Below are 25484 nucleotides of genomic sequence, written 5' to 3'. Positions count from 1 at the left end.
AGTATAATGCGGACAGAAACGTCCTCATGTGGCAAATATACCCTTACAGAGCGTCATATAACACATAAGAAGGAATCCATGATGGTTGATTTCCATAATTTTGGGCATATATGACATATCACCACTGTATCATTCAAAAAAGGATGTGATTTTATGAGACTATATGAAGCTATACAACTTGCTCTCAACGCCCATGACAAGCAAATCCGAAAGCTGGACGGAGATATTTACGCCGCACATCCCATTGAAGTCGGTATGATGCTTCTTGCCATGAATGCAGATGAAGACGTTGTCATTGCAGGTATTTTACATGATACGATTGAGGACACTTATGTCACTCTTTCCGATATAAAAGATCAATTTGGAAACAGGGTCGCTGAACTTGTTAAAGGATGCTCAGAACCCGATAAATCAAGGCCATGGTCTGAACGAAAACAATATATGCTTGACTTTGTCAAAAATGATGCTGATTTTGACATGAAGATGATAATACTTGCTGATAAACTCAGCAACATAAGAAGCATTTACAGAAATCTAGAAACCATGGGAGACAATCTTTGGGACTGCTTCAATGCAGGCTATGAAGATCAAAAGTGGTACAACACTGAAATGTGTAAAAATCTCGATGACCTTTCTCACATTACTATGCATGAAGAGTATTGCCGTTATGTAAAATTAGTCTTTGGAAAATGATTAAAATAAACCTTGATCTCTTGCAAAAGTAAGGGCTTCAGTCCTTCGTCCAACCCCAAGTTTTCCATAAATGTTGTTAAGATGCCATTTTGTAGTTCCAACACTAATAAAGAGTTTTTCAGAAATAGATTTGTTGCTTAGACCGTCATTTAGGAGGGCTAAGACCTCAAATTCCCTGCTGGTCAAGTCAAATGCATTGCTTTCCCACTGGTCTTTTACTGTTTTAATTTCCAGGCCCATCTCGTTTAGGCTATTCATTTGATTTTGTTTTAAATGCTTTTTGTATTTTTTTGTGAGATCCATATACATGTTTAAATAGTAAACGCTATGACAATCTATACTCAGGGCCACTGCCTCATTGAAATAGGGCAGGGCCTTTTCCGTTGCACCGCTTGCATCATACCACATAGCAAGCAAAAGATTTAAAAGTATACAATCAGATTTAAGTCCCTTGTACTTATATTGCTCCAGCTTTTTTTCAATAACGAGGGGACTGGCCAGTCTCGAGTGTTCTTTTAAGGTCAATTCTGTCATGATTTGAATTAGGTAAATACAACTGTTCTCTTTTTGCATTTCATAACATATTTCGAGGGCTTCTACATCTTTTTGCTGAGGTTTCTTATTGTAGTGAAGAGCATACCTTGCTTGTTTTTGATGGTACATAAGCTGTATCCACATATCACCTAGAGGCTTGGTTGAAGTTACATATTTTCTCAGCATGTGGACGATCTCATTTTCCCGCCCTTGCTGTAAATAAGCTTCAAATAGCCAATTAACAATAAAACCATACATATGGACAAACTCCAAGTTGTAGGCTTTAACGAGTGCATTTTCAAGCAGGCTTGTGGCCAGGGCTGTTTTTCCTGTCAAAATATAGGCCGCACCTAACACGGACTCAACGATAAATAAATATTGATTGCTTTGACCATGCACAGACCCTGACTTGTTTATAAACTCAGAACAATTCCATATAACCTGATGGTGGTCTCCCCTGGTGTTGAGGAGTATATTATAGTTTAGCGTAGCAAGTGTGGCTTTGAATCTCATTTTCTTCTGTGAAAAATCATCAATTGCCTTGTGGTAGGCTGTTTGCGACCTTGCAAAGTCAGGTAGGGCCGAAAGCACATGTGCATAAAACATATATATGTGACCTGATATAGCCCTGTCCGTTTCTTCATCAATCAATCCAATACCTTTTTGAGCAACTTCCACTCTTTCTTTTATGGTTTTTGTCACCATAGAAATACACATGACAGCTTGTTTTAGTACGGCTTCATCAGATGACTCAATCCCAATCACTTGAGCTTTTAGGAGCATGCTATTCACCTTATCATTATCCCCTGCATAGTAGGCAACAAGGCCTATAATCAAGCATATTTTAGCACTTGATAAACACGTATCTGGTATTTGATCAATCAGTTTATAAAGTCTCTGCCTCTCATAAGAATCTATAAGTGCTGAAAATTCAGACATTATAAATTCCACTGCCCTATCATAAGTTTTTTCCTCTATCAGCTTGTCTAACTGATACATTTTTTCCCCATTCTTCATACATTTCCTCCCCCAATTTGTTCTAACTTAATATATATCATATCATTTTTGGTAATTAAAGTTACTCACCAAAATGGGTATTTATGTATTTGAATCAGCATGTAACATTGACTATATAGACCTAAAATCTTAATCTTTATAGTACAAAAACTTTACTTTATTAAACATGACTAATTTCCTATAATATGTTATTGTTGGGCTAACGGCTATATTATTATAATCATTACACATACTGTAAATGGAGGGTTTTATGTTCGGGAAATTCGTCAGGAATAAGAACTGCGCAGAAGTTGATAAGGTGCTTAGCCATGTTCAAAAAAAGGCCAGCGGTGTTGAATCTATACCACCAAAAGGCTTAAAGGTTAAAAAACATGAAAATATATTGGAACTGTTTGAAAAATTTCTAGAAAATGATGAAAAAACAGCAGGCTATCTTGAAGACTTACTGACACAGAGTTCCAACCTGAGTGATTTCGATGTTCAGATGTCTCATATTGCTAAGGAACTTCGCAAGTTCGCTGAAAGCCTTGCTCTTGCCAGCGAGTCAAATATGGCAATGGTTGAGCAAACAACGGCTAGTATGTCAGAGGTGGAAACATCGGTTCTGACACAAGCACGTACAATGGAAGAGTTGAGCTCGCAATCTAACGAACTCATCGAAGTCAACAAGCAAAGTATGAAAGAGCTGAACAATATCAACAACTTAAAAGACACCGTAATGGACAATGCCAGAGACTTATCTGCTAAAATCAGTGAACTTGAAGATATCTCCTTAGAAGTTGATCAAATTGTACAAGGGGTCGCGGGAATTGCTGATCAAACAAATCTACTGGCCCTGAATGCCAGCATTGAAGCCGCTAGAGCTGGAGAACATGGGCGTGGATTCGCCGTTGTCGCAGAGGAAATTAGAAAACTTGCAGAAGACACCAAATCAAAGCTGGACAACATGAATGCTTTTATGGGCAATATTCGACAAACAACCCAAGCCAGTCGAAATGGTGTGGATCATACCCTGACATCCTCTGAAGAAATGTCCGGCAAGCTGGAAGCTGTGAGCATCTCCTTTGAAAGCAATGTGAACAATTTAGAAAAGACAGTTGAATACATAAACGATCTAACTGGGCTAAGTCAACAGATCAGTGGAACGACAAGTGAAATTTCATCTGCCATGCAAACGGCAGCTGAATCCTCTGAAGACATTTCAGCGATGGCTCAGAAAATTAGTGTTGATGCTGAGACAGCCTTTAAAGCCGCTGGTCAGATCTCAGAAATCGATGATGAAATTTCCAAAGTGGTAAAAGGTCTCACAACCACTGTAAATAGAGGTGTAAACCACATCAGTAATAGCAAGTTTGAAGCCCATGTCAATGGTGCATTAGACAGCCACAAGAAATGGATGGATCGCCTTCATGAAATGGCCACACGCATGGAATCTATGCCCATTCAGGCAGATGGTCACAAATGTCGTTTTGGTCACTTCTACCACTCCATTGAAGTCCACCACCCTTCGATTAAAGAGGAATGGGCGGCTATTAATGAACGCCACAACGCCCTTCACCAGAAAGCACATATAGTGCTTGAGGCCATTGAAGAGGGCAATGAGACGAAGGCTCGAAAGGCTTATGACGAGGCCAATGATTTATCTAGACAATTGCTTGAAATCTTTGAAGGTATATTAAAACAGGTGGAAAACCTATCATCCAGTGGAGAACAAGTGTTTAGCCTCAATGACCACACCACAAACCTGGTACAAATAAAAATTTCATAACACAATTACAAAGAACATAGATCTTAACCCATAGGAAAGAGATTTATGTTTTTTTTATGTTTTTGAGTGTACTGGGGTACGTGATTAAACCAGAAAAACACGAGCAAGGCAGGATAAAGGAATTTAATGCAGTCTGAGAACCTAACTTTAGTTAGGTTTCAACCGCCCTCCCTTCTGATAACCTTTTACCAAGTCGTTAATGTGTCGATGAGGGGACGTAATCAGACAGGTGTATTCTTAAGGAGGAGAGAGCATTGAGAAAATTTATTTCAATTATTATAGTTATGACGCTTGTGACTATGTCACTGGTGGGTTGTGGCTCTACTCAAGATCCGCAAGTGGAAACGAGTGATTCTTCCACCGATGCAAGCAGTGAACAGAATAATAGCAATGAGCAAAGTAATGACTTGGCAGAAAATACAGCGACCGAAGTGGCTCAAACACTGGTTTGGAATATTGGTTCTGAACCGAAAACGATTGACCCGGGCTTAAATGCTGCTTCTGACGGTGGGGATGTTATTAATAATATGTTTGAGGGACTTATGCGAGAAGTGGATGGCAAGCTTGAACCTGCTATGGCAGAGTCTTACACGATTAGCGATGACAAGCTGGTTTATACCTTTACTTTACGAGATGGCCTTAAGTGGTCCGATGGGGAGTCCCTAACAGCTTACGATTTTGAATATGCGTGGAATCGTGTTCTTGACCCGGCCACAGCTTCTGAGTACATGTTCATTTTTTCAGAGGCCAATGTTGACACTTTTAGAGCCATAAACGAACAGACTTTTGAAGTCACACTGAAATCGCCGACACCATATTTTCTTGGCTTAACTGCCTTTTATACATTCTTCCCGGTGAAAGAATCGGCAGTTGTTCAAGGGCCTGATGGTGGATGGGCAGTTGACCCAGACACATCTGTAGTAAATGGACCTTTTATGCTTAAAGAATATAAGAATGCAGACCGCATAGTGCTCACTAAGAACCCTCATTACTGGCGGGCTGACCAAGTGAGCCTTGACCAAATAGAAGCCTTGATGATCGTGGATGAAGCCACAGCACTAACAGGTTATGAATCAGGTCAAATTCACGTCATTGATTCCATGCCAAATGCTGAAATTCCACGTCTGCTTGCTGAAGACCCAAGTTTCATGATTTTACCTCAAGATGGTCTTTATTACTATGCTTTTAATACTACAGTTGAACCTATGGACAATGCAAAAGTTCGCCGTGCTCTTAATTTAGCGATCGATCGTACAGCTATTGTAGAAACAGTAACAAAAGGTGGTCAAATTCCTGCAACAACAATGGTTTCGCAGTCATCCAGAGACCACAATGGCAATGTGTTTGCAGTTGAAGCAGGTGACTCGGGTATTCCTGTTGACAGTTCTGGGGTTGAAAAAGCTCGTGAACTTTTAGCTGAAGCTGGTTATCCTGATGGTGAAGGATTCCCCGTTCTTGAAATTATGTACAATACATCGGAAGGTCATAAGTCCATTGCAGAATCTATTCAAGAAATGTGGAAACAAAATCTTGGTATAGATGTAACTCTAACAAATCAGGAATTCGCTGTGTTCCAAGACACCAGAAAGCAAGGGAACTTCCAGATTGCCCGTGCGGGATGGCTAGGTGACTATTCTGATCCAATGACATACCTTGGCATGTTCATTTCCAATTCTCCTATGAACTATGCGAATTGGAACTCTGCTGAATACGATCAAATTATAGAAACAGCGAAAACGCAAGCGCCAGCAGAGCGATTTGACCTTCTATACAAGGCCCATGACATGATAATGGATGCTTCTGCATATCTTCCAATCTACTACTACACAGACCCTATTATGGTTTCAGAAAAAGTGGTTGATTGGGAAAGAAATTCACGTAGTACATGGTTCTTCGGTTTTGCCGAAATCGTGTCTGAATAAAGCAACACGTGTAGACGATTAATCCCCTCTACACATGCTATAAGGCCTCAGCTTATACGCCTGTAAGCTGAGGTTTTTTTATTTATTCATCCTCAATTCACAACAAATCCCTAACCATGGATAGGGGGCATGTTATTTCATTCAATATAAGATACCTCATGAGAACGCATATATCAAAACCTCTTTTAATGCTCTATCAAGGTTATATGCTAAAGGTTAAAGCATTTGCAAAGGTATCATTGCAAAGTGCTCGGATAGAAAAATTGATTTGTGAGGTATGAAAATGAAAGCAGTAAAATATTTGGCAAAGTCTTTTATATTGATAGTGGGATTTGTCATCATAGTCCTGTTAATTCTTCAGGTTGTAACAATGTTTACGGCCAAGACGCCCCCCATCTTGGATAAAGAAGGTCAGATTATAGAAAATAGTATTTCTGAAATGATGATGGTCGAGCTTAATGGCCGAAAACAGTGGATTACCATTCGGGGAAAAAATGTAGACAATCCGGTTATACTATTTTTAGCAGGCGGGCCTGGTGGGTCACAACTTGCAGCCACACGCCGTCTTCTTAGAGATCTGGAAGACGATTTTGTGGTGGTAAATTGGGACCAACCCGGCGCTGCAAAGTCATATAATTCTAGAATGATTCAGGATTTGACACCTGGTGATTACTTAAAAGACGGTCGTGCATTAACACAGTTTTTAAAGCAACAACTCAACAAGGATCAAATTTATATGGTTGGTGAATCCTGGGGAAGTTTTCTTGGAATTATGATGGCTAACGCTTCTCCAGAAGATTATGCGGCCCTTATAACCACTGGACAAATGGTTGATTTTGATGCCACTGAAGTCCGTAATTATAAAACAGCCCTTTCCTATGCAAAGGAAAATGACACGGATCTCTTTAAAACCCTTAAAGAACAAGGACCTCCACCTTATCATGGAAAAGACATGATTTGGAAGGCGTCAAAATCACTCATGACACTAACAAAAATCATGTCAAACAATCCCGACATCCATGGGCCTGGATATGATACATTCACTGATGTCATGGGACCTGAATATACCCTTTTTGATAAGGTTAATTATTTTCGAGGCATGATCACTACCTTTAACACTGTTTATCCCCAGCTTTATGATTACGATGTGCGTACCATGTACCCAGAGCTTAAAATACCAGTTGTATTTGTCGTGGGGAAACATGATTTAAATGCCCCTCAAGACTTTTCAAAAGACTACTTTGAAAAACTTAAAGCCCCAGAAAAAGAGTATATTGTTTTTGAGCATTCTGGTCACAGCCCCTGGGTTGATGAATCTATGCGTTTTATGGAGCTTATTCGCGATGTGGCTGACCGTTTTCCCGCTAAATGACCTGAGTTAAGTAGAACGTAAGGAGATTAAAATTACAATAAAGCCCTAACTCGAGTTAGGGCTTTATTTGAGCTTATTATTTAATATTCCTTTTTCTTTGGCTATTACAATAGCTTCATATCGACTTTTTACATTCATTTTTCCATATAGATTATTCAAATGCCACTTTACTGTTCCAACGCTTATATAAAGCTTCATAGCCACATCTTTATTGCTCATTCCTTCGCTTATCAAAGACAAAACATCCAGTTCGCGTTCCGTTAGATCATACGGGTTGGAGATGCCTTTATTAATCAAGTCTCCATTGAACGCCGGGTATAACTCGTCCACATCGGTCGCCACTTTTTCGGGTATATACTTTATATACTTTCTTATGAGTGTCTTATACTTAATCAACAAAAACACATTTCCTATGTCCAAGCATTTTTCAAGCAACTCTAAACAGTAGGCTTTAGCTTCATCAATAAAACCATTTGCATCATACCATTTTAAAAACAAAGCACTGCATTTGGCAGACTCCAGTTTTAACTCCATATAATTTGAACGTTCATACTTTTTTCTTAAATCATCAATATTGAATAGGTCCGATAAGTTTAGCAATTTTAACTCCAGCGCCAACTCCAAATAATTTATCATGCCACTGTCGTTAGCATATGAACACGCAATTTCAAAAGCCTCAATGTCAGATTTCTCAGGTATCTTATCGTATTTTAGGGCTAAGTATATATCGGTATAGTGGATAAATAGACTAATATTCTCGTCATTGAGTTGCGATACTGCTTGTGTAAAAGTCTCGACATGTTTCATGATTTCGTCATTTGAATGCATTATAATAAGACATTCAAACAACTCATAGAATGGATAGGCATACATATGAACCAGTTCTAATTTGTAAATGTCTCTCATGGCTGATTCCAATGTCTTTTTTGCAATTGCTACTTTACCAATATTTTTATAGGCAGCTCCGAGAACCATCTCTACCATACAATTGTATTTGTTGAAGTTTTCAAAAATAGTTCCTTTTTCATTAAGAAACTGCCTGGATTCTCTTATAACTTTTTTATGTTTGCCCTTCAAATTATTAAAAATGGCGTAGTTTGTAAATGTCATTGTTTCTAGAAAATAAGCCTTGCTTTGTCCAAATTTTTTCACGGCATATTTATATTCTATTTCTGCCTTTATATAATCACACGCCGTAGTCAATAATTGTGCATAAACAAGATGGGCATAGGCTAAAATCATTGCACTCGTATCTGAATCCACCCTTTCAAGAGCTTTTTTAACAAGATCGATTCTTAGCCCAACATCTTGCGATGTGCTGCTTATTGCCTTTATTGCGTAATAGAACACTTCTTCATCACTTGATTGGAAATTTTCCACAATGACTTTTTCAATCATCAAAATTAGTCCTCTATTATTCCCACAAGCAAAGGAAAGAGCTGCATAGATTAATACTGACATACTTGATGTGAAATAGCCCTCTGGTATCTTGTTTAACATTCTGAATGTCTTGAACAAATGTAACTATTCAGTCACAGCTTTAAGAAAATCCATTGATTGACCTTTTAAAGCAGATTTAATCGCAGTATATGAATTGATACCATGCTTAGCCATAGTTCCTAGATAAGACATAATTCTTACAAAAGTATCTGCACCTTCTTTGGTTCTGAAAGTTCCTGATACCTTTTGTTTCACTTTAATCATTCGGACATCACGCTCTGCTTGGTTATTATCAAAGGGAACATTGAAGTCATTTATAAATAGACAGACTTCCCCCTTGTGGGATGCAAAGCGTTCAATCAAAGCTCTGATTTTACCTTTTTTATGGCGACCACGTTTACCTTTAGGTTTATCAGGTATTGGATTCGCCTTTATGGCTTCTTCTACGATGGCATCGTATTTTGAATTGAAATATTTCAATTGATACTCGCTTAAAGTTGTATAACCATCATTCTTTAAGGTATCCTTTAGATTTTTCATCTCAAGAAGCAGATTGATCATATTTTCAGCCCATATCTGTTCTGGATAATTTTCTATTACACCAGTCAGTTCCCTTAATAGGTGTGCATTGCAGATTCCATGATCAACGTTTTTATATGTAAAATACGGTTTCCAAAAGTCATGTATCGCTATACCTTTAAACTCAGGGAGGATACCACTTGAGTCCATCCCTATTGATCCCCGCTTTTCTTCTACTGTCAAATAAGTGAAGTGGGTATTTGAAGCATTATGAACCCAGTGAAGTTTTTTATCTACACGTAAACCTGTTTCATCAAAATGAGCAAGATCTAGTGACTTGACCTTGTCACGAATAAGATTTACGGTATCTTCTAGTTTTTCACTTACATTGGTAACCATAGAATGAATTGTACCTGTACTAATGGGCAGATTGAATACTGCGCTTAAAATATCATGAGTACGTTTGATGCCTACCATACCAGCAGTATTTAGTGTAACAGCAAGCGCTTTCAAATTGTCACCATACTGAACACGCCCTTTGATAGACTCTGGAAACACACCAGATATGACTTCATTGTTTCTATAGGAACATTCACATGTCATTACCTGATGAGCTGTAACCTTTGTATCAATAATGATATCGATATTATATCTAGTTTCAGAAACCTGACATGCATCACACTGTTTTTTAAACGGACAGTTATTACATTCTTTCGGAAAATGCTGTACTGTTTCATCAGGAGTTTTCATAAGTTTAAGTCCGTTGCCTTTGTGCCCTTTCTGAGCACCGGCAGATTTGCCGGAAGGCTTGCGTAAACTCTTTGGTTTAGGTTTTTTAAGCCCATCGCTTGAAGGAGGTTTAGAACTGTTATTGCTGTTTTTATTGAGGCTTTCCTTCAAGGTCTTGATGGTTTCTGCTTGCTCAGCATTAGTGGCTATCAGACTATTAATAATATCAGTTTGATTGTTGATTGTGTCAGTTTGATTGTTGATTGTGTCAGTTTGATTGTTGATTGTGTCAGTTTGATTGTTGATTGTGTCGGTTTGATTGTTGATTGTGTCGGTTTGATTGTTGATTGTCGTCGTTAAAGATTCAACAGCAGCGGTAAGTGTGTTAATTTTATCCATTAGCTCTTTAGTTGTTTTTGAAGAAAAATCGTTATTCATGCTGCTATCTCCTCTCTTTTTTTAGCTACTTATATTATAGCATAAAATGAGGTTAAAATCCAGTATTTTCAATAGTTACAACTGGATTTTAAAAGAAAAAAACAGGCTATTTTTCTTTGCGGAGCAGAGTATAAAAGTACGAAAATCCAATAGTAAATATCCTAGATATTTTCACCTGTCTGAATAGTTACGAACAAATTATGATTTGATAAAACCTCCACCATATCCGCTTCTATATAGGCCACAGCTTCGCTGTATTTTTCATTTGAAATCATATCCTCTAGCCTTTTAAGCGTCATTTTATCTCCTCCCTTCTCAAAACACTGACCAGTGGGGTGTCCTTATTTTCTCTGACTCAAGGGATGATCCTCATTTAACTGAAGTAAGTCCCATAGATTTCCGTATAAATCCTTGAAAACAGCAACCATTCCATATTCGGCACGCTTGGGTTCTCTTACAAATTCGACCCCCTTTGTCATCATGTCATTGTAGTCCCTCCAGAAGTCATCTGTGTTTAGAAAGAGGAATACTCTGCCCCCTGTTTGATTGCCAATGGTCTTTTCTTGTTCTGGCTTCGATGCTTTTGCAAGTAAAATTGTTGTCCCACTTGATCCAGGAGGGGCAACCACAACCCACCTTTTGTCTTGTTCTGGCTGATAGGTGTCTTCAATTAACTCGAAGTTCAGTGTTTTTGTGTAGAACTCAATGGCCTCATCATAATCCTTTACCACCAAGGCAATGTGTACAATTGATTGTTTCATTTTATCCCCTCGTCTATCTTTTCCCATTCCTCATAAAGCATGGCATACATATATGAATCATGCCAATTGGGCTGACCACTCTCATCTTTTGAGAAATAGGCGATTTTTTTAAAGGCGCCTTCTCTTCTAAAACCATTGTTCTCAAGCAATTTCCATGAGGCTACGTTTTGTGTGTTACACATTGCGATCACCCTATGGACATTTTTCTCCATAAAGAGTTCTTTTAATAATAGCTGGACAGCTTCACTGGCATAGCCTTTCTTCCAGTAATTTTCCCCTAGAACATATCCAATCATCCAAGTCTTGTAATCCTTAGGACCAAACGGAGCCATATATAAATTTCCAATCACTTTTCCAAGTGATTTTTCCTCAATAGCATAAAAAGCATCACTTTTTGATCTATCGCGTGCACATTCTAAACTTTCCTCTTTGGTGTGTACAGAATAGGGTTCATACTTAACAACGTCCGGGTTTGACAAGTATTCATGGAGATCTTGCCAGTCTGATTCTTTAAATGGTCGCAGCTTTATTCTTTTCACCCTTTTGCCTCCTTTTTACCATTACGAAATTACGTCCCTTGCATAAGTCTCAATATATAAAAATCATTAAACACCCAATTGTTCTCTTCTTGTTTTACAAGTGTGTATTTGAATGTTTTGAAATCAAGACAACCCCCATACGGACCTAGCGCTTCAACGGACACAGTCAAAATCACTGAAGTGTCTGTCAATACAGTCATTTAACATCTGTGCATTTATAATAACTTCTGTTTTCTATAATGATTTCCTGCTCATAATCTAGGGACATTTCACCGATTTCATACCAAGAATAGATTTTATAGGCTTGTAAATACTTATTTTTAGCATCTCTCAGCTTGATTGCTCCTTAATTAAATCCATCTTTAGACCAGCTCTTCATAGAATACAGTTTATGCACTAAAAAACAACCTAACTTTGGTTAGGGGGCAACTCATCAACTTTTTTCTCGATATTGGTTTGAGCATATTAAATATCAAAGTAAATACAGAGCAATATTTATAAGTACAGAGCAATCTGCGATTGCTTCTGTCGCCTTGCGCGACAGATAGTTAAAATCAAAAGCCCAGGGACTTGAGAGTGAACTCTCAGATCCCTGGGCTTTTGATTTTAACTGCATTTCTTTGCTTTTCGCGTAAAAAAAAAGATGTTTCTTTTTCGGTCAGAAACATCTGTAAGGGGCTTGAATATGATAAAGGGGGAATAAATAATCTGTTTCAAGCTTGTATAATACTTTTGCAACACTCAACATGCATATAGTACCACCAGACAATAATCATTACAATTACAAAAGTATGAACCTTAGATTAAGGTTCTGTTATATATTTAACTCTTTTAACAATTCCCAATTTTCTTCTAAAAGAAATTTTTTTAAGTATTTGCTTAAGCCCTCGTATTAGTGATATTGACATGGTTATTATCATTCATCTTATTCGGCGAACCACTGTTTATATACACCACACACATGGCTTAGTTCTTCTTCCTTTATGATGTAGGGAAACATGCCATATATATAATTAATAAATGGTCGACTGTGAATGCCGTGATTAAGTGCATACTGGGAAAAACCCTTTAAATCCTTATTGTCATAGACCTCTAGGCATAAACAACCACCCATTATACGAACCTCTTTGACTTTGTCTGATTTAAAATCTTTAAAAGCTTCTTTCAACTGAGATTCTATGCTTTTAATTTTTTGCATATAGTTCTCTCGCTCAAATATCTCTATGGACTTAAGAGCCACTGTACAGGCTAAGGGGTTGCCCATAAATGTTGGTCCATGCATAAAGGCATGCTCTGGCTTATCTGAATAAAACCCGTCAAAAACCTTGTCACTTGCAATCGTTACAGCATGTCCTATATATCCTGCTGTCAATGCCTTGCCCAGCACTAAAATATCAGGACATACCACATCGCTGACAAATCGGTGGCCTGTTCTGCCAAACCCTGTTGCCACCTCATCAAAAATTAAGAGTACGTCGTATTTTGAGCATATCGCCTTAGCGTCTTCTAAAAAAGCAATGTCGTACATACGCATGCCACCAGCGCCTTGTAGGAGGGGCTCAACTATAAAGGCTGCAATTTCAGCATGCTTTTCCACTAAGAGGGCTTCAAGGGCCTCGCTTTCAGGCGGAATATGGTATATTCCCTCTTTTTCAGGAAAAGCCAAATGATAGTCCTCATCGTCCCCAACAGCCATAGTTTTAAATGTATCACCATGATAGGCATATTCAAGGGCAGCAAACCCTTTTTTAGAGGCCTGACCCTTATTGAAGTAATACTGAACCGCCATTTTTAGAGCCACTTCCACACCAACACTGCCTGAATCTGAATAGAAACAGTGGTTGAGTGAACTTGGAAGCATTTCAACAAGTTTTTTGGACAATTTTATAACGGGATCGTGATTGAGTCCACCTAGCATAACGTGGGCAAATTTATCGACCTGTGCTTTTAAGGCTTCATTAATTTCCTCGTTATTATACCCATGTATCACACTCCACCATGAAGTGGTTGTATCAATAAGCTTTCCATTTTCCGTGTGAAGATAAACGCCCTTTGCGCCTGTGATTTTTATGGGGGGTGCCATTGTTTTCATTTGTGTGTATGGGTACCAGATCATAAGTATCTCCTGACTCTCTTATCTTTTGCGACCTCTGCCTTCTGAATTAAGGCTATTCCATCCATAATATAAATGTCTTATCATGACTATGATACATTTAAGATCACAAATCGTCAACCCGTTAGAATCATCAGGTTAACAATCACTTCGTATATTCATTCTTTCGGATTTATACATTCTTATTCCAGTCATAGGCCTAAAAATTCATTTCTATAACACAAAAGCTGTGGCCTTCTAATAAATCAAAACAGGCACCGATCAATAGATCAGCACCTGCCTTGATTGACTTTATATGACCATTTGAGAGAGAATGGTATTTACTTAATGTGTAAAAACTACTTTAAGGTCCGAATATACTTTCTACATTCAAGGACTTTAGATGGAGAAACTGAAATTTCATCAATGCCCCACTCCATAAGCTTTTGAATCATCCTTGGGTCTGATGCAGCATTTCCACACATACCAACCCATGTGTCCGTTTTCTTCCCGGTCTTCACCACTTTTTCAATCAGGCTTAGAACCGCAGGATGCATAGGATCATATAAGTGGGCAATTAGGCTGTTCTGTCTGTCAACAGCCAGGGTATATTGGGTTAAATCATTTGTACCAATACTGAAAAAGTCCACGTGCTCCGCAAAATCATCAACTAGGATCGCAGCTGCTGGAATCTCTATCATAATTCCCAGTGGCACAGATGCGTCATAGGCTATACCTTCCTGGTCCAGCTCATTCATAACTTCTTGAACAAGTCCTTTGGCTTCAAGGAACTCTTCCACTGAAGAAATCATAAGGAACATAATCTTTGCTTTACCATGAACTGCAGCCTGTAGAATGGCAGAAATTTGTGTTTTGAAAAAATCCTTTTCCTTTAGGCAATACCTAATGGCTCTGTAGCCAAGGAATGGGTTGGCCTCTGTTTCAATGCCCAAGTAATCCACTTCCTTGTCGCCACCTATATCCATGGTTCTAAAAATAATGGTTTTACCATCTAGCCCTACAAGGATCTCCTTGTAAATTTCAATCTGTTCTTGTAAATTGGGTGCAGATGTCCTGTTCATATAGATGAATTCAGTTCTAAAAAGACCCACACCTTCAGCATCATTTTCTAAGACCGAAATCAAATCAGATGGTCCTGCAATATTGGCAGCTATTTCCACCAATTGACCAGATTGCGTCTGAGATTTTAAGCCTATAAACCGCTTCAATTCGTTCTTTTCTTCCTGATAAGCTATCTGCATCTTCTTGTATTTGTCAAGAACAGCTTCATCTGGATTCACAATCACTTGCCCCTGCATACCATCGAGAACCACCAGTGCGCCATCTTCAATGTCCTTTAAGCTGTCTCCACAGCCCACAAGAGCCGGTATCCCCAGTGACTGGGCAAGTATAGCTGTATGGGAAGTTTCTCCACCAGTCATCATCAACATCCCTGCCAATAGATTTCTGTCCATCTCCAGAGTATCCGAAGGGGTAATTTCATGTGCCACTAATATAACACTTGAATCTGATCCGACTGTTTTATCCACACCCGTTAAATTTCCGATGAGTCTTTTTCGTAAATCTCGAATATCCGTTGCCCTTTGCTTCAGGTAATCGTCTTCAAGATTCTCAAACATTTCTATGGTTTGACCATAAACCTTATAACAGGCTGAGATGGCATTTAAGCCTTCATTTGTTATATGATCCAGTACCGGCTCAATAAGACTTGGATCATCAAGCATCATCAAATGCGCCTCGAATATTTGCGCTTCGTGTTCTCCCGCTTCAATAGATGCTTTCTTCTTCAACTTACTCAAATCTTGCCTAGCGGTTTCTATAGCATCTTGAAAGGCTTGTATCTCTGGTTTCGGGTCTTCAACATATGTTATTTCAACATGACTCTCTTCCTGGATCCACCTCACATGACCTATGGCAATCCCCTTTTGTACAACTTGTCCTTTCACAACTTCCACCCACTCGCCAAAGTTGCTATCAAACAGATTTTGGATTGCTTTTACTGCTTCCAGTTCATCGGGACCTTCTGCCTGAACTGTGATTTCTGAACCACTTTTAGCCCCTAAACTCAAAATGCCTATAACACTTTTACAGTCTATTTTTTTTGAATCACATACCATTTCAACCTTAGATTTAAACTTGGTTGCTGACTTTGTAATTAGACTTGCAGGGCGGGCATGAATACCATGCCCATTATTAACCTTAACCGTTCTTTTCACCATATCTCTACACCTCTTACCTTATTTATATTTTCTTCATGTTTGCCAGTAGATATTCCTCAGCGTCGACATTCCATAGCCCATTTGTCTTGGCCACTATCTCTGCAAGTTCTTTGTAAACAGGATCCTTCTCACCCAGCTTTTCAAAATCTGAAATTGCTGTTAGAGGCATCTCAACACTCGTATAGATCAGTTTTTTCCCGCCATCTAAGTGTGGCATATTCACAATAGCTTCTGATGCTGCATTCAGACCACCAATATGTGTGACCATAACAGCAGGATTAATTTGCTTTTTAGCCGTCTTATCAAGAGACTCTATCAAGTCATCCGTGTTGCCACCAGTTGTTCCGACAATATGCGTCTGTTTGTAATGGCAGTTATAGTAATTGAACTTGGCACTGAACTTCTCGTCAGTTGGGCCTGCAAAGAAGTTGAGGCAACCATCAAATCTGAGAACAGCATCTGCAATTTCTAGTAGAGACTGTACTGGGGCATATACAAAGACATCATCATAGCCATCATTGTCAGCAAATTCCATAAGGGCTGTTTGCGTGTCCACTTCATTTCCATTGATGTAAACCAGTTCTACGCCGTTTTGTGCAGCTTTTTCCACTGTGATAATTTCTTCTGCTCGGGTGAGTCTTTCATGGCTAATGTCCACAACAGCCAACTTAGATGGCTTGACATCATTATTAATAATATAGTCAATGGCACCTAGTCCCATTGGACCCGCACCTGCAAGAAGTGCCATATAACCGCCCTGCTTGATACCCATAGAATGTTTGTACTCACCAAATTTTCTGTGATACTGAGCATTGTAAGCGCCTATAATGCATGACATTGGCTCTGCAAGGGATGCATTAAAGAAGCCTTCTCCTTCATATTTAAGCAGGCACCCCAGTTCCATAACTTCATTTGGAATAACTGTCACAGTCATATTGCCGCCAAAGTACTCATAAGAATAGCCTGGAGAATCTGGCTTACCCATGTAGTTTAGGGCTGGTTGAATGGCATACTTCTCGCCGACTTTAAAATCATTCTCCCACTTTTTGCCCACTTTTAAGATTTCACCTGCAAACTCGTGTCCTGTGACAATTGGGTTTGTTGAAATATTATTAGGCACACGTCTATGACCTTCAGCCAACTTTGCCGCCTTGTATGTTGACATGCATAGGCTGTTTGTCACAACCGTTGCAAGTATTTCATCATCTTTAATTTCAGGTAGTTCAAATTCATCCATAGAGACCTTAAGCGGTCCATGCATTCTTACGCCTTTTACTTTCATATTGTCCTCCTAAATTTCTTCAAACTGAACTTTTCTAGAAAGCTCATATACATGACTAAGTGATGGAGGCTGAGTGCCTTCCATACAGACCTTGGCTGCAGATGCTCCAATAGCCAGACGTACCACTTCTTCAAAAGGAAGATCTTTATGTACGCCGTAGCAAATAGCTCCCAGCATAGCGTCGCCTGCACCAACAGTTCCTTTCACATCCACGTTTAGACCCTTAGCCTTAATGACCTTGTCAGCTTGGATAAAAAGGGCGCCCTCTGATCCAAGAGATAGGGCAACAAGTTCTGTCCCCTTTTCAATAAATATCTTTGCCGTTTCAACCATTTCATCAATGGTTTTCAGTTCACGACCTGCAAAATTTTCAAGTTCATGAATATTTGGCTTAATAATTTTTGGACCTGCGAGCATCCCCTGCTTGAGAAGATCTCCATCAGCATCTAAAACTGCTGTGGCCCCAATAGATTGAACCCGTTCAATATATTTTCTGTAAATGTCCTTTGATATGCCTGGTGGGACACTGCCTGTAAAGACAACCACACTCTGGCTGGTGACGTAATTCATAAGCTTCTTTTCAAACACTTCAAGTTGCTCTTGTCCAACCACAGAACCAGAGTCATTTATATCTGTGTATGTGTTGTTTAATGGATCGACAATTTTAATATTGGTTCGAGTCTCTCCATCCACCTGGACATCAAGAAGGGTAATTCTTTCCTTTTCCAAGGTTTCCTTAATAAAATCTCCAGATGCCCCTCCTAAAAAGGCAATTGTCTTGGTTCGTCCACCAAGTTCTCGAACAACCTTTGACACGTTAATGCCTTTCCCGGCAGCATCAAGTCTTGACTTCCCAATTCTATTCACCTTATCAACGCCAAAAGCATCTATCGTCACTGTTTTATCTATAGCTGGATTCATTGTTAGTGTTATAATCATGGTTTCTCCTATCCAATACTGGAAAATTGCTCGTAAATCACACTTGGATCATCTGTGGTTTTTAATTTTTCCAGCACCTCAACATTCCCAATCGACTCGGCAATGTTAGACAGTATTGTCATATGTTCATCGCCAAGTGCCGCTATACCAATTACTAAATAGGCTGTATTGCCATCTCCAAAATCCACACCCTCTGGATACTGTAATATAACCAGACCAGTCTGTTTAACATGGGCCTTTGTTTCATTGGTTCCATGAGGAATGGCAACGTTGGAGCCAATATATGTTGTCGTCAGTTTTTCACGCTCTAGCATACCTTCAACATATGCGCTATTCACATAGCCCATCTGAGCCAACTTCTGACCCGCTCTTTGAATGGCTTCTTCTTTTGTTTCTGATTTAAGGCCAACAATAACCGCTTCACTTTCTAAAACCTTATTTGCTTTTGCACTGGACTTGTCTTCAGATTCAAGGCTTCCTGACTGACCATTTACAATGAAGTTAAAGAGGTCCTCAAGGGCAGGATCATTAAAGAAATCCTTAATCGAAATATGGACAGCTTGAGGCAATCTCGTCCTTGCCCTATTTGTCAGACTAATATTGGTCACCACCAGGTCGATGCCATGCGGTATTTCATCAACTGGATAATAGACAACCTCTATGTCGTATCCACTTTTCATTAGTTTTTTAGAAAAAGCACTCGCGCCCATGGCACTTGATCCCATGCCAGCATCACATGCAAAGGCAATTTTTCGAATATTTTCTGGGTCCAAGTCTTTTAACTGCATTTCTTTCGCCACCGGGCGATCTTCATTTACGACACTTTCATCTTTTTTTGAAATGCGTCCATTTGAAGTGCTTTCTTTTTTACCCTTTATGTCTTTTACAGCTTCTTGGGCTGATTCAAAATCATTTTGCTTGCCCGCAGATGTCAGTCTTAGAACAAGAGCTGCCACAGCACAAGAAACAATTGTTGATACCAATACGCCCATTAGAACACCTGTTAAATGTCCCTTCGGCGTCATGGCTAGCAGGGCAAAGATCGAACCTGGAGATGGTGTTGCCACAAGGCCTGCGCCTGTTAATACGAATGTAAACACACCACTGGCACCGCCTGCGATCACTGCCAGAACCATTAGAGGATTCATAAGAACATATGGAAAATAAATTTCATGAATACCACCCAAGAAAAGAATGATAATGGCACCAGGTGAAGACTGTTTTGCCATACCTTTTCCAAAGAGTGCGTAAGCCACCAGAATTCCAAGACCTGGTCCTGGATTGGTTTCTATCAGGAAGAAAATTGACTTTCCAAGCTCAGCTGATTCCTGAATGCCTAAAGGTGCAAGGACTCCATGATTTAGGGCATTGTTCATAAATAAAATTTTACCGGGCTCTACAAATAGAGACACAAGTGGTAGCAGACCTGCTTCGACAATTGTCCGCACGCCGCTTTCAAGTCCAGCGTTTATGATAAGGACCATTGGCCCAATTCCCAGGTAACCTAGAAGTGCTAAGAGAGTGCCAAGTATACCCGCCGAAAAATTTGAAACAAGCATTTCAAATCCACTTGGGACTTTACCATGTGTGAAATCATCAGTTTTCTTCATCAGGAATCCACCAAGCGGACCCATAATCATTGCCCCTAATAGCATAGGAACATCTGCACCAATGACAACACCCATTGTCGAAACAGCACCTATGACGCCACCTCTTGCACCGCCAAACATATTGCCACCCGAAAACCCTATCAATAGGGGAAGCAGGTAGGTGATCATTGGTCCTACAAGTTCTGCCAACTTTTCATTTGGAATCCACCCTGTTGGAATGAAGAGGGCTGTAATAAACCCCCATGCTATAAATGCCCCGATATTAGGCATAACCATACCGCTCATGGTGCGTCCAAATTTTTGTATTTTCTGATGTGCACCCATCTGATTACTCATTTTTATCCTCCAAAACTTTCAAAGTAGCTCTTACTTCTTCATCTATAACTTGTTCTAAATACGTGTAAGTCATTTTTATATTGCCTCTTGCTATGGCCATAATCCAATCCTCTGACTCAGAAATTTTCTGTGTCAGACTTCCTAGAATTTCTCTAGCACCTGAGGGCACATTTTCCGGCACAACCATCACAAGGGCAAAATCATATCCAATGCACCCCTTGTCTGTTTTGACAAACCCCAATTGTATTTCTTTGACACCACCACTTCTACAGTGAAGTAAGGTGCCTGCCCCTCCTGCAATTTGTGTTCTGCCGTACTCTTCCCGCTTTAAAAAATCTCTCACAAGTGTTCCTGCCTCATGAGGGCTAATTTCACTGACTATTTCACCAACCAAGGCCTCTGTGGTATCTGCTTGGGATATCAGGAAAAAGATATTCTTCAGTAGAACTTCACCTGCATGGGCCACTTGTTTTATCCTAGCCAGTTTGTCGACCAGTCTATAACCATCAGTTGTTGAATTATCTATTTGCTTTGGTATAACTTCTGCCATTGTGCCTTCAATTTTTTGTGCGTCTTCATCGAGAAGGAGAGGACTCACCACAACTGTAGGCACCATAGTCTGCGCTAAATTTACCGTTGAAATAATAAAATCCACATTTTCTTCTTCAATGGCTTTTTCAATATCAATCGTTGATCGTATGGAGACGATCCGTATGTTTTTATAGAGTTTTCTAACCCTAGACTCTAATAATTTCGATGACCCAATGCCTGTGCTGCAAGCTATAATGACTCGCCATATCAAATCTTTCTTCTTCATGGATGATTCAATAGCAGCCCCGAAATGCATTGTGAGATAACCTATTTCATCCTCTGGAATTTTATTGCCCAGTCTCTGTTCAATAATTTCTGCAGCTTCCTTGGTCCAGTTATAATAAGTCATATACTGAGACTGAATTTGACCGAGTAGAGGGTTTCGAATCACCATACCCATGCGAATACGGGTAAATGCCGGTCCCATATGGTTAACCAAGTCCGTGAGCAGTCTTTTGTTGTCGCTTAAGATCATGCCTGCCTTACGTTCCATAATCTGAACCAACTGTTCCGCCAAGTGAATGATTTCATAATCGTGAATTCGAAAGGCTGTGTCCTGATCAGTGATGGATCGAAACTTGGCCCCTTGTATGTGCATTGTCACATAGCCAACCTCATCTATAGGAATCGTCAGTTTTAAAATATCCGATACAGCATCAATGATTTTTTGAGCCATTTCAAATTCTGGAGATTCTTTCAGTTCTTCAAGTAAGATGGCATCAAATCTGATTTCATCCCCCTCCATCAATCTTTGGACAGCCAGTGAAAGGTGGACAACAAGAGCAACATAAGCGTTATCAGCAATTTGATATTTGCTTAAAACACTGGACTTTTCTATAGCTGTTTCAATACCGTTTAGGGTTGAGTCACCTATAATATTGAGGAGTCGTTTTTTAATGTCAGACCGAGTTGAAGCATGGACACTTGATGAAAACTGTCTTCGAAGGAAGGTCATCAATTCATCTCGACTGAAATTGTCATAAACAAGCTCGACAATCGTTTTCCGAATGTCCCGCTCGTGACCTTCCACCTTAACCCCATAGCCAGGTTTACGAATTAGCTTCAAATGTCTTTTTTCAAGCCAGCCCTCAATTCTGTCAAGGTCATGACTGACTGTGGCTTCAGATATTTTCAACTTAGAAGCAAAGTAATACAGTTTTTGTGTCTCTTTGGTGCTAATCAGTTCAATGAGTAAATACCTTTGTCGTTCTTCTGGGTTAAAGTATTCCTCTACAGCTGTTCCACCAATGCCAAGTAAAAAGTCATTTAAATTTTCATCTGAAACTTTTAAACGAACCCCTTTGCCTGGTATTCTCTCTAGGACTGCACCATTTTCTTTTACATGGCGCTCCACTTCATTCATCTCTCTTAAAACCGTTCTTTTGCTGACACCAAGTTGCTTGGCAATCCAGTTGCCAGAAACGTATGTGTCCTGTTCAATAAGAAGTTCTATTATTCGCTTGGTTCGCTTTGAAATTTGATGAGCCATATTCCCCTCCGAAAATGGTGACAATTCTGAATATTTATCTATATTATATCCGATTATCGAAGAGAATGTTAATAAAATGATTGATATTTGACCATATCGAATGGTGACAAAAGTAAATAACTCTTCTCATGGAATCAGCGTCAATCCAATCATGAATTGACGCTGACTCCGAATTAGGTATATGTGAGTTTTCTGATGACTTTAGTTGGCCTTTAGCTTTTCTACCAGTTGATCATATACTGGATTGTTAACAAATTCCTTAATCGAAATATGTTCAGCATTTGGCGCCTTTGCTTTTGCCCTATGTGTCAGGGTTTCATGACTCAGAATAATGTCTGCATCTTGTGGCACTTCATCAACAGCGCTATGCTTAACTTCAATATTAAGACCTGCTTTTTTGATTTTAGACCTTAAAGAAGATGCGCCCATCGCACTAGAACCCATGCCTGCATCACATGCGAAGACAATGAGAGATACACTCGTCTTTTTCAGACCTTTCATATCTTTAACTTTTGCCTTGGCTTCTTCTAAATTCTCTGACGCCCCATCAATCTTGGTCTTCTTAACAAAGAAGGATGCCACAACAAATGACACAGCTGAAGAAATAACCACACCAGCTATAACTGCAAAGAAATTGCCTTTAGGCGTCATAGCAAGTAGAGCAAAAATTGATCCAGGTGATGGTGTTGCAACAAGACCAGCACCTAAAAGTGAAAATGTCATTACACCACTGGCACCACCAGCAATAACGGCTAGAAGCAGTGCAGGATTCATAAGGACATACGGGAAGTAAATCTCATGAATACCGCCAAGGAAATGGATAATCACTGCACCTGGTGCAGACTGTTTCACATTGCCTTTACCAAACATCCAGTAAGCCAGTAAAATACCTAGACCTGGTCCTGGATTGGTCTCTAGCAAGAAGAAAATCGACTTGCCCACTTCTGCTGACTCAGCAATACCAAGAGGGCCTAAAACACCATGATTCATGGCATTGTTTAAGAATAAAATCTTACCTGGTTCAATAAAGATTGATGTCAGTGGTAATAGGCCTGCATTAACGATGGCATGTACGCCTGCTGACAAAACATTGTTAAGGCCTGATACAACAGGACCTATACCCAGGTATGCCGCAAGGGCTAGAATTGTACCTATAATACCTGCCGAAAAGTTGTTCACAAGCATTTCAAATCCGCTTGGAATCTTTCCGTGAACAGCTTGATCAAATTTCTTGACAGCAAGACCGCCAAGTGGTCCCATTAACATGGCCCCTAAGAACATAGGCACATCTGAACCGACAACAACCCCCATTGTAGCTACAGCGCCTAGAACGCCGCCGCGTGTGCCTGCCACATTTTTACCGCCTGTATACCCTATAAGCAGTGGAAGCATATTGACGATCATTGGTCCAACTAGGGCTGCCAGATTTTCATTTGGCATCCATCCTGTTGGAATAAATAAAGCAGTTATAAGTCCCCATGCTATGAATGCGCCAATGTTTGGCATAACCATGCCCGATAGAACACGTCCAAATTTTTGAACCCTATCTCTGAATGACATTGCATCATCATTCGTTCCAGCTACTGTGGTTGATTGAATCAAAATTTCCCCCTCCTTGAAAACGTTTGTCCGCTATGCATATGCGTCTTAACTCGAATTCGTGATCTTATTATGCGCGTCCTATGACTTTTTGAAAAGCGTCACTTAAACCACTGGTGTCAGTGACAACCAGTGACATAAGTAAATATTCTGAATTTTCAAGGTCTTGGAGTGGATAAGGGCATGACCTTTAATGGAATTTATTATTTCAGTTTATTTCGGTTTAGAGACTTGAGAGTGAACTCTCAGATCTGCTGGTCATTACTTCTTCATCTTTCTTCAGTCTTGAAATCTTATGAAGCACAGAGCAATCTTCGATTGCTTCTGTCGCGATGCGCGCCAGATAGTTAAAAACCAAAGGCCAGGGACTTGAGAGTGAACTCTCAGATCTGCTGGTCATTACTTCTTCATCTTTCTTTAGTCTTGGAATCTTATGAAGCACAGAGCAATCTTCGATTGCTTCTGTCGCGATGCGCGCCAGATAGTTAAAAACCAAAGGCCAGGGACTTGAGAGTGAACTCTCAGATCCCTGACCTTTGGTTTTTAACTGCATTTCTTTGCATTTCGCGTAAAAAAACTCCCAAGCAAAAACGCTTGAGAGTCCTTTTAAATTGAAGTCGGAATAACTTATTTGTTTTTCGCAAGTTCAACTGCGATTTTTGTACCAACGCGTGCGTTGTTGTAAACCAGTTGAATGTTTGATTCAAGACTGCTACCACCTGTAAGTTCCTTCACTTTACCTAGAAGGAATGGTGTTGAGTCTTTTCCTTTAATGCCTTTCTCTTCAGCTTCTTTAACAGCTGAATCAATGGCATTTGTAATAGCGTCATGGTCCATAGCAAATTCTTCTGGGATTGGGTTTGAAATAACCATGCCACCCTGTAGACCTAGGTCCCACTTAGAGCGAATCGCTGTAGCCACTTCAGCAGGATCATCCACTCTGTAATCCACACCAAAACCACTCTTTGGCGTGTAGAACGCTGGGAACTCATCTGTAGCAAAACCAACAACTGGTACACCAAATGTTTCTAGGTATTCAAGCGTAAGGTTGATATCAAGGATCGACTTACAACCAGCGCATACCACAGCAACATTTGTCTTAGCCAGTTCCTGAAGGTCTGCAGAAATATCAAATGTCTTTTCAGCGCCTCTATGAACGCCACCAATACCACCTGTTACAAACAGCTCGATGCCAGCCAGTTCAGCAACGATCATTGTTGATGCAACTGTTGTCGCGCCATCAATGCCCTTTGCAACAATAAAAGGCAGGTCTCTACGAGAGGCTTTTTTAATAGCCATACCCGTTTTACCAAAATACTCTAGTTCTTCAGGCGTAAGGCCTGCTTTTAAACGTCCACCGATAATAGCAATCGTTGCTGGTACCGCACCATTCTCACGTACGATTTCTTCAACACGGCGTGCTGTTTCAACGTTTTGTGGATATGGCATACCATGTGAAATAATTGTTGATTCAAGGGCAACCACTGGTTTGCCTGAGTCAAGTGCTTCCTGTACCTCTGGGGTAATATCAAGATATTTTTTTAGATCCATTTTATATCTCCTTTACTGCTCAT

General features: G+C 39.8%; 19 protein-coding genes. 4 read left to right on the top strand and 15 right to left on the bottom strand.

The annotated features are described in order from the left end of the window. Positions 1-153: 153 nt before the first annotated feature. Complete coding sequence (locus ACQ4KW_RS04790; protein WP_430885391.1) at positions 154-693, top strand: HD domain-containing protein; 540 nt, start codon at positions 154-156, stop codon at positions 691-693. Here the strand turns inward: ACQ4KW_RS04790 and ACQ4KW_RS04785 are convergent, their stop codons facing one another. Next, positions 694-2244: a response regulator transcription factor gene (locus ACQ4KW_RS04785; protein ID WP_430885390.1), complete on the bottom strand. Its 1551-nt coding sequence runs from the start codon at positions 2242-2244 to the stop codon at positions 694-696. Between the two features lie 250 nt (positions 2245-2494). Here ACQ4KW_RS04785 and ACQ4KW_RS04780 point away from each other — a divergent pair, with 250 nt between their 5' ends. The 3 genes from ACQ4KW_RS04780 to ACQ4KW_RS04770 all read left to right on the top strand — a co-directional run bounded on the left by ACQ4KW_RS04780 (position 2495) and on the right by ACQ4KW_RS04770 (position 7306). Next, positions 2495-4012, top strand: coding sequence for a methyl-accepting chemotaxis protein (locus ACQ4KW_RS04780; RefSeq protein ID WP_430885389.1), 1518 nt, complete (start codon positions 2495-2497; stop codon positions 4010-4012). A 254-nt stretch (positions 4013-4266) separates the two neighbouring features. Further along, positions 4267-5934 carry a peptide ABC transporter substrate-binding protein gene (locus ACQ4KW_RS04775; RefSeq protein WP_430885388.1) on the top strand — a complete coding sequence of 556 codons (1668 nt, stop codon included), beginning with the start codon at positions 4267-4269 and terminating at the stop codon, positions 5932-5934. A gap of 283 nt (positions 5935-6217) precedes the next feature. Then, the gene (locus ACQ4KW_RS04770; protein WP_430885387.1) at positions 6218-7306 is read left to right on the top strand and encodes an alpha/beta fold hydrolase; all 1089 of its coding nucleotides are present in this window, start codon (positions 6218-6220) and stop codon (positions 7304-7306) included. Between the two features lie 63 nt (positions 7307-7369). Here the strand turns inward: ACQ4KW_RS04770 and ACQ4KW_RS04765 are convergent, their stop codons facing one another. The 14 genes from ACQ4KW_RS04765 to ACQ4KW_RS04700 all read right to left on the bottom strand — a co-directional run bounded on the left by ACQ4KW_RS04765 (position 7370) and on the right by ACQ4KW_RS04700 (position 25461). Beyond that, positions 7370-8806, bottom strand: coding sequence for a response regulator transcription factor (locus ACQ4KW_RS04765; RefSeq protein WP_430885386.1), 1437 nt, complete (start codon positions 8804-8806; stop codon positions 7370-7372). Positions 8807-8830: 24 nt separating this feature from the next. Further along, positions 8831-10432: an IS66 family transposase gene (tnpC, locus tag ACQ4KW_RS04760; RefSeq protein WP_430883388.1), complete on the bottom strand. Its 1602-nt coding sequence runs from the start codon at positions 10430-10432 to the stop codon at positions 8831-8833. Between the two features lie 161 nt (positions 10433-10593). Continuing rightward, positions 10594-10731, bottom strand: a complete 138-nt coding sequence (locus ACQ4KW_RS04755) for a hypothetical protein (RefSeq protein WP_430885385.1) — start codon at positions 10729-10731, stop codon at positions 10594-10596. Positions 10732-10773: 42 nt separating this feature from the next. Beyond that, positions 10774-11193, bottom strand: coding sequence for a VOC family protein (locus ACQ4KW_RS04750; RefSeq protein WP_430885384.1), 420 nt, complete (start codon positions 11191-11193; stop codon positions 10774-10776). Beyond that, positions 11190-11732 (bottom strand): GNAT family N-acetyltransferase, encoded by a 543-nt coding sequence (locus tag ACQ4KW_RS04745; protein ID WP_430885383.1) that lies wholly within the window; start codon positions 11730-11732, stop codon positions 11190-11192. The genes ACQ4KW_RS04750 and ACQ4KW_RS04745 overlap by 4 nt, the downstream gene beginning before the upstream one ends. Before the next feature lie 925 nt (positions 11733-12657). Next, positions 12658-13848: an adenosylmethionine--8-amino-7-oxononanoate transaminase gene (gene bioA, locus ACQ4KW_RS04740; RefSeq protein ID WP_430885382.1), complete on the bottom strand. Its 1191-nt coding sequence runs from the start codon at positions 13846-13848 to the stop codon at positions 12658-12660. Positions 13849-14183: 335 nt separating this feature from the next. Beyond that, positions 14184-16064, bottom strand: a complete 1881-nt coding sequence (gene ptsP, locus ACQ4KW_RS04735) for a phosphoenolpyruvate--protein phosphotransferase (RefSeq protein ID WP_430885381.1) — start codon at positions 16062-16064, stop codon at positions 14184-14186. 22 nt (positions 16065-16086) lie between these two features. Beyond that, positions 16087-17346 carry a zinc-binding dehydrogenase gene (locus tag ACQ4KW_RS04730; protein WP_430885380.1) on the bottom strand — a complete coding sequence of 420 codons (1260 nt, stop codon included), beginning with the start codon at positions 17344-17346 and terminating at the stop codon, positions 16087-16089. A gap of 9 nt (positions 17347-17355) precedes the next feature. Further along, complete coding sequence (pfkB, locus tag ACQ4KW_RS04725) at positions 17356-18285, bottom strand: 1-phosphofructokinase (protein WP_430885379.1); 930 nt, start codon at positions 18283-18285, stop codon at positions 17356-17358. Positions 18286-18293: 8 nt separating this feature from the next. Further along, positions 18294-20231 carry a PTS mannitol transporter subunit IICBA gene (locus ACQ4KW_RS04720; RefSeq protein WP_430885378.1) on the bottom strand — a complete coding sequence of 646 codons (1938 nt, stop codon included), beginning with the start codon at positions 20229-20231 and terminating at the stop codon, positions 18294-18296. Continuing rightward, on the bottom strand, positions 20224-22311 hold the full coding sequence (locus ACQ4KW_RS04715) for a PRD domain-containing protein (protein ID WP_430885377.1): 2088 nt from the start codon (positions 22309-22311) through the stop codon (positions 20224-20226). Before ACQ4KW_RS04715 ends, ACQ4KW_RS04720 begins: the two co-directional genes overlap by 8 nt. Before the next feature lie 201 nt (positions 22312-22512). Further along, positions 22513-23871, bottom strand: coding sequence for a PTS mannitol transporter subunit IICB (locus ACQ4KW_RS04710; RefSeq protein WP_430886541.1), 1359 nt, complete (start codon positions 23869-23871; stop codon positions 22513-22515). 262 nt (positions 23872-24133) lie between these two features. Continuing rightward, on the bottom strand, positions 24134-24463 hold the full coding sequence (locus ACQ4KW_RS04705; RefSeq protein ID WP_430885376.1) for a hypothetical protein: 330 nt from the start codon (positions 24461-24463) through the stop codon (positions 24134-24136). Positions 24464-24537: 74 nt separating this feature from the next. Then, a complete protein-coding gene (locus tag ACQ4KW_RS04700; protein ID WP_430885375.1) occupies positions 24538-25461 on the bottom strand; it encodes a pseudouridine-5'-phosphate glycosidase in 924 nt (307 codons plus the stop codon). Between the last annotated feature and the right edge of the window lie 23 nt (positions 25462-25484).

Source organism: Tianxiuia mixotrophica, from assembly GCF_050596425.1.
In the GTDB taxonomy this organism is placed as follows: Bacteria; Bacillota; Clostridia; order Peptostreptococcales; family Acidaminobacteraceae.
Note: the sequence above shows the minus strand (reverse complement) of the source record. Positions and strands in the feature narration are given on the sequence as shown.

Coding starts and splice junctions, on each gene's coding strand:
- ACQ4KW_RS04720 (WP_430885378.1), bottom strand. CDS start 20,231: ATGAGTAATCAGATGGGTGCACATCAGAAAATACAAAAATTTGGACGC.
- ACQ4KW_RS04770 (WP_430885387.1), top strand. CDS start 6,218: ATGAAAGCAGTAAAATATTTGGCAAAGTCTTTTATATTGATAGTGGGA.
- tnpC (WP_430883388.1), bottom strand. CDS start 10,432: ATGAATAACGATTTTTCTTCAAAAACAACTAAAGAGCTAATGGATAAA.
- ACQ4KW_RS04765 (WP_430885386.1), bottom strand. CDS start 8,806: ATGTTAAACAAGATACCAGAGGGCTATTTCACATCAAGTATGTCAGTA.
- pfkB (WP_430885379.1), bottom strand. CDS start 18,285: ATGATTATAACACTAACAATGAATCCAGCTATAGATAAAACAGTGACG.
- ACQ4KW_RS04730 (WP_430885380.1), bottom strand. CDS start 17,346: ATGAAAGTAAAAGGCGTAAGAATGCATGGACCGCTTAAGGTCTCTATG.
- ACQ4KW_RS04780 (WP_430885389.1), top strand. CDS start 2,495: ATGTTCGGGAAATTCGTCAGGAATAAGAACTGCGCAGAAGTTGATAAG.
- ACQ4KW_RS04790 (WP_430885391.1), top strand. CDS start 154: ATGAGACTATATGAAGCTATACAACTTGCTCTCAACGCCCATGACAAG.
- ACQ4KW_RS04700 (WP_430885375.1), bottom strand. CDS start 25,461: ATGGATCTAAAAAAATATCTTGATATTACCCCAGAGGTACAGGAAGCA.
- ACQ4KW_RS04750 (WP_430885384.1), bottom strand. CDS start 11,193: ATGAAACAATCAATTGTACACATTGCCTTGGTGGTAAAGGATTATGAT.
- ptsP (WP_430885381.1), bottom strand. CDS start 16,064: ATGGTGAAAAGAACGGTTAAGGTTAATAATGGGCATGGTATTCATGCC.
- ACQ4KW_RS04785 (WP_430885390.1), bottom strand. CDS start 2,244: ATGAAGAATGGGGAAAAAATGTATCAGTTAGACAAGCTGATAGAGGAA.
- ACQ4KW_RS04710 (WP_430886541.1), bottom strand. CDS start 23,871: ATGTCATTCAGAGATAGGGTTCAAAAATTTGGACGTGTTCTATCGGGC.
- ACQ4KW_RS04705 (WP_430885376.1), bottom strand. CDS start 24,463: ATGCAGTTAAAAACCAAAGGTCAGGGATCTGAGAGTTCACTCTCAAGT.
- ACQ4KW_RS04715 (WP_430885377.1), bottom strand. CDS start 22,311: ATGGCTCATCAAATTTCAAAGCGAACCAAGCGAATAATAGAACTTCTT.
- bioA (WP_430885382.1), bottom strand. CDS start 13,848: ATGATCTGGTACCCATACACACAAATGAAAACAATGGCACCCCCCATA.
- ACQ4KW_RS04755 (WP_430885385.1), bottom strand. CDS start 10,731: ATGACGCTTAAAAGGCTAGAGGATATGATTTCAAATGAAAAATACAGC.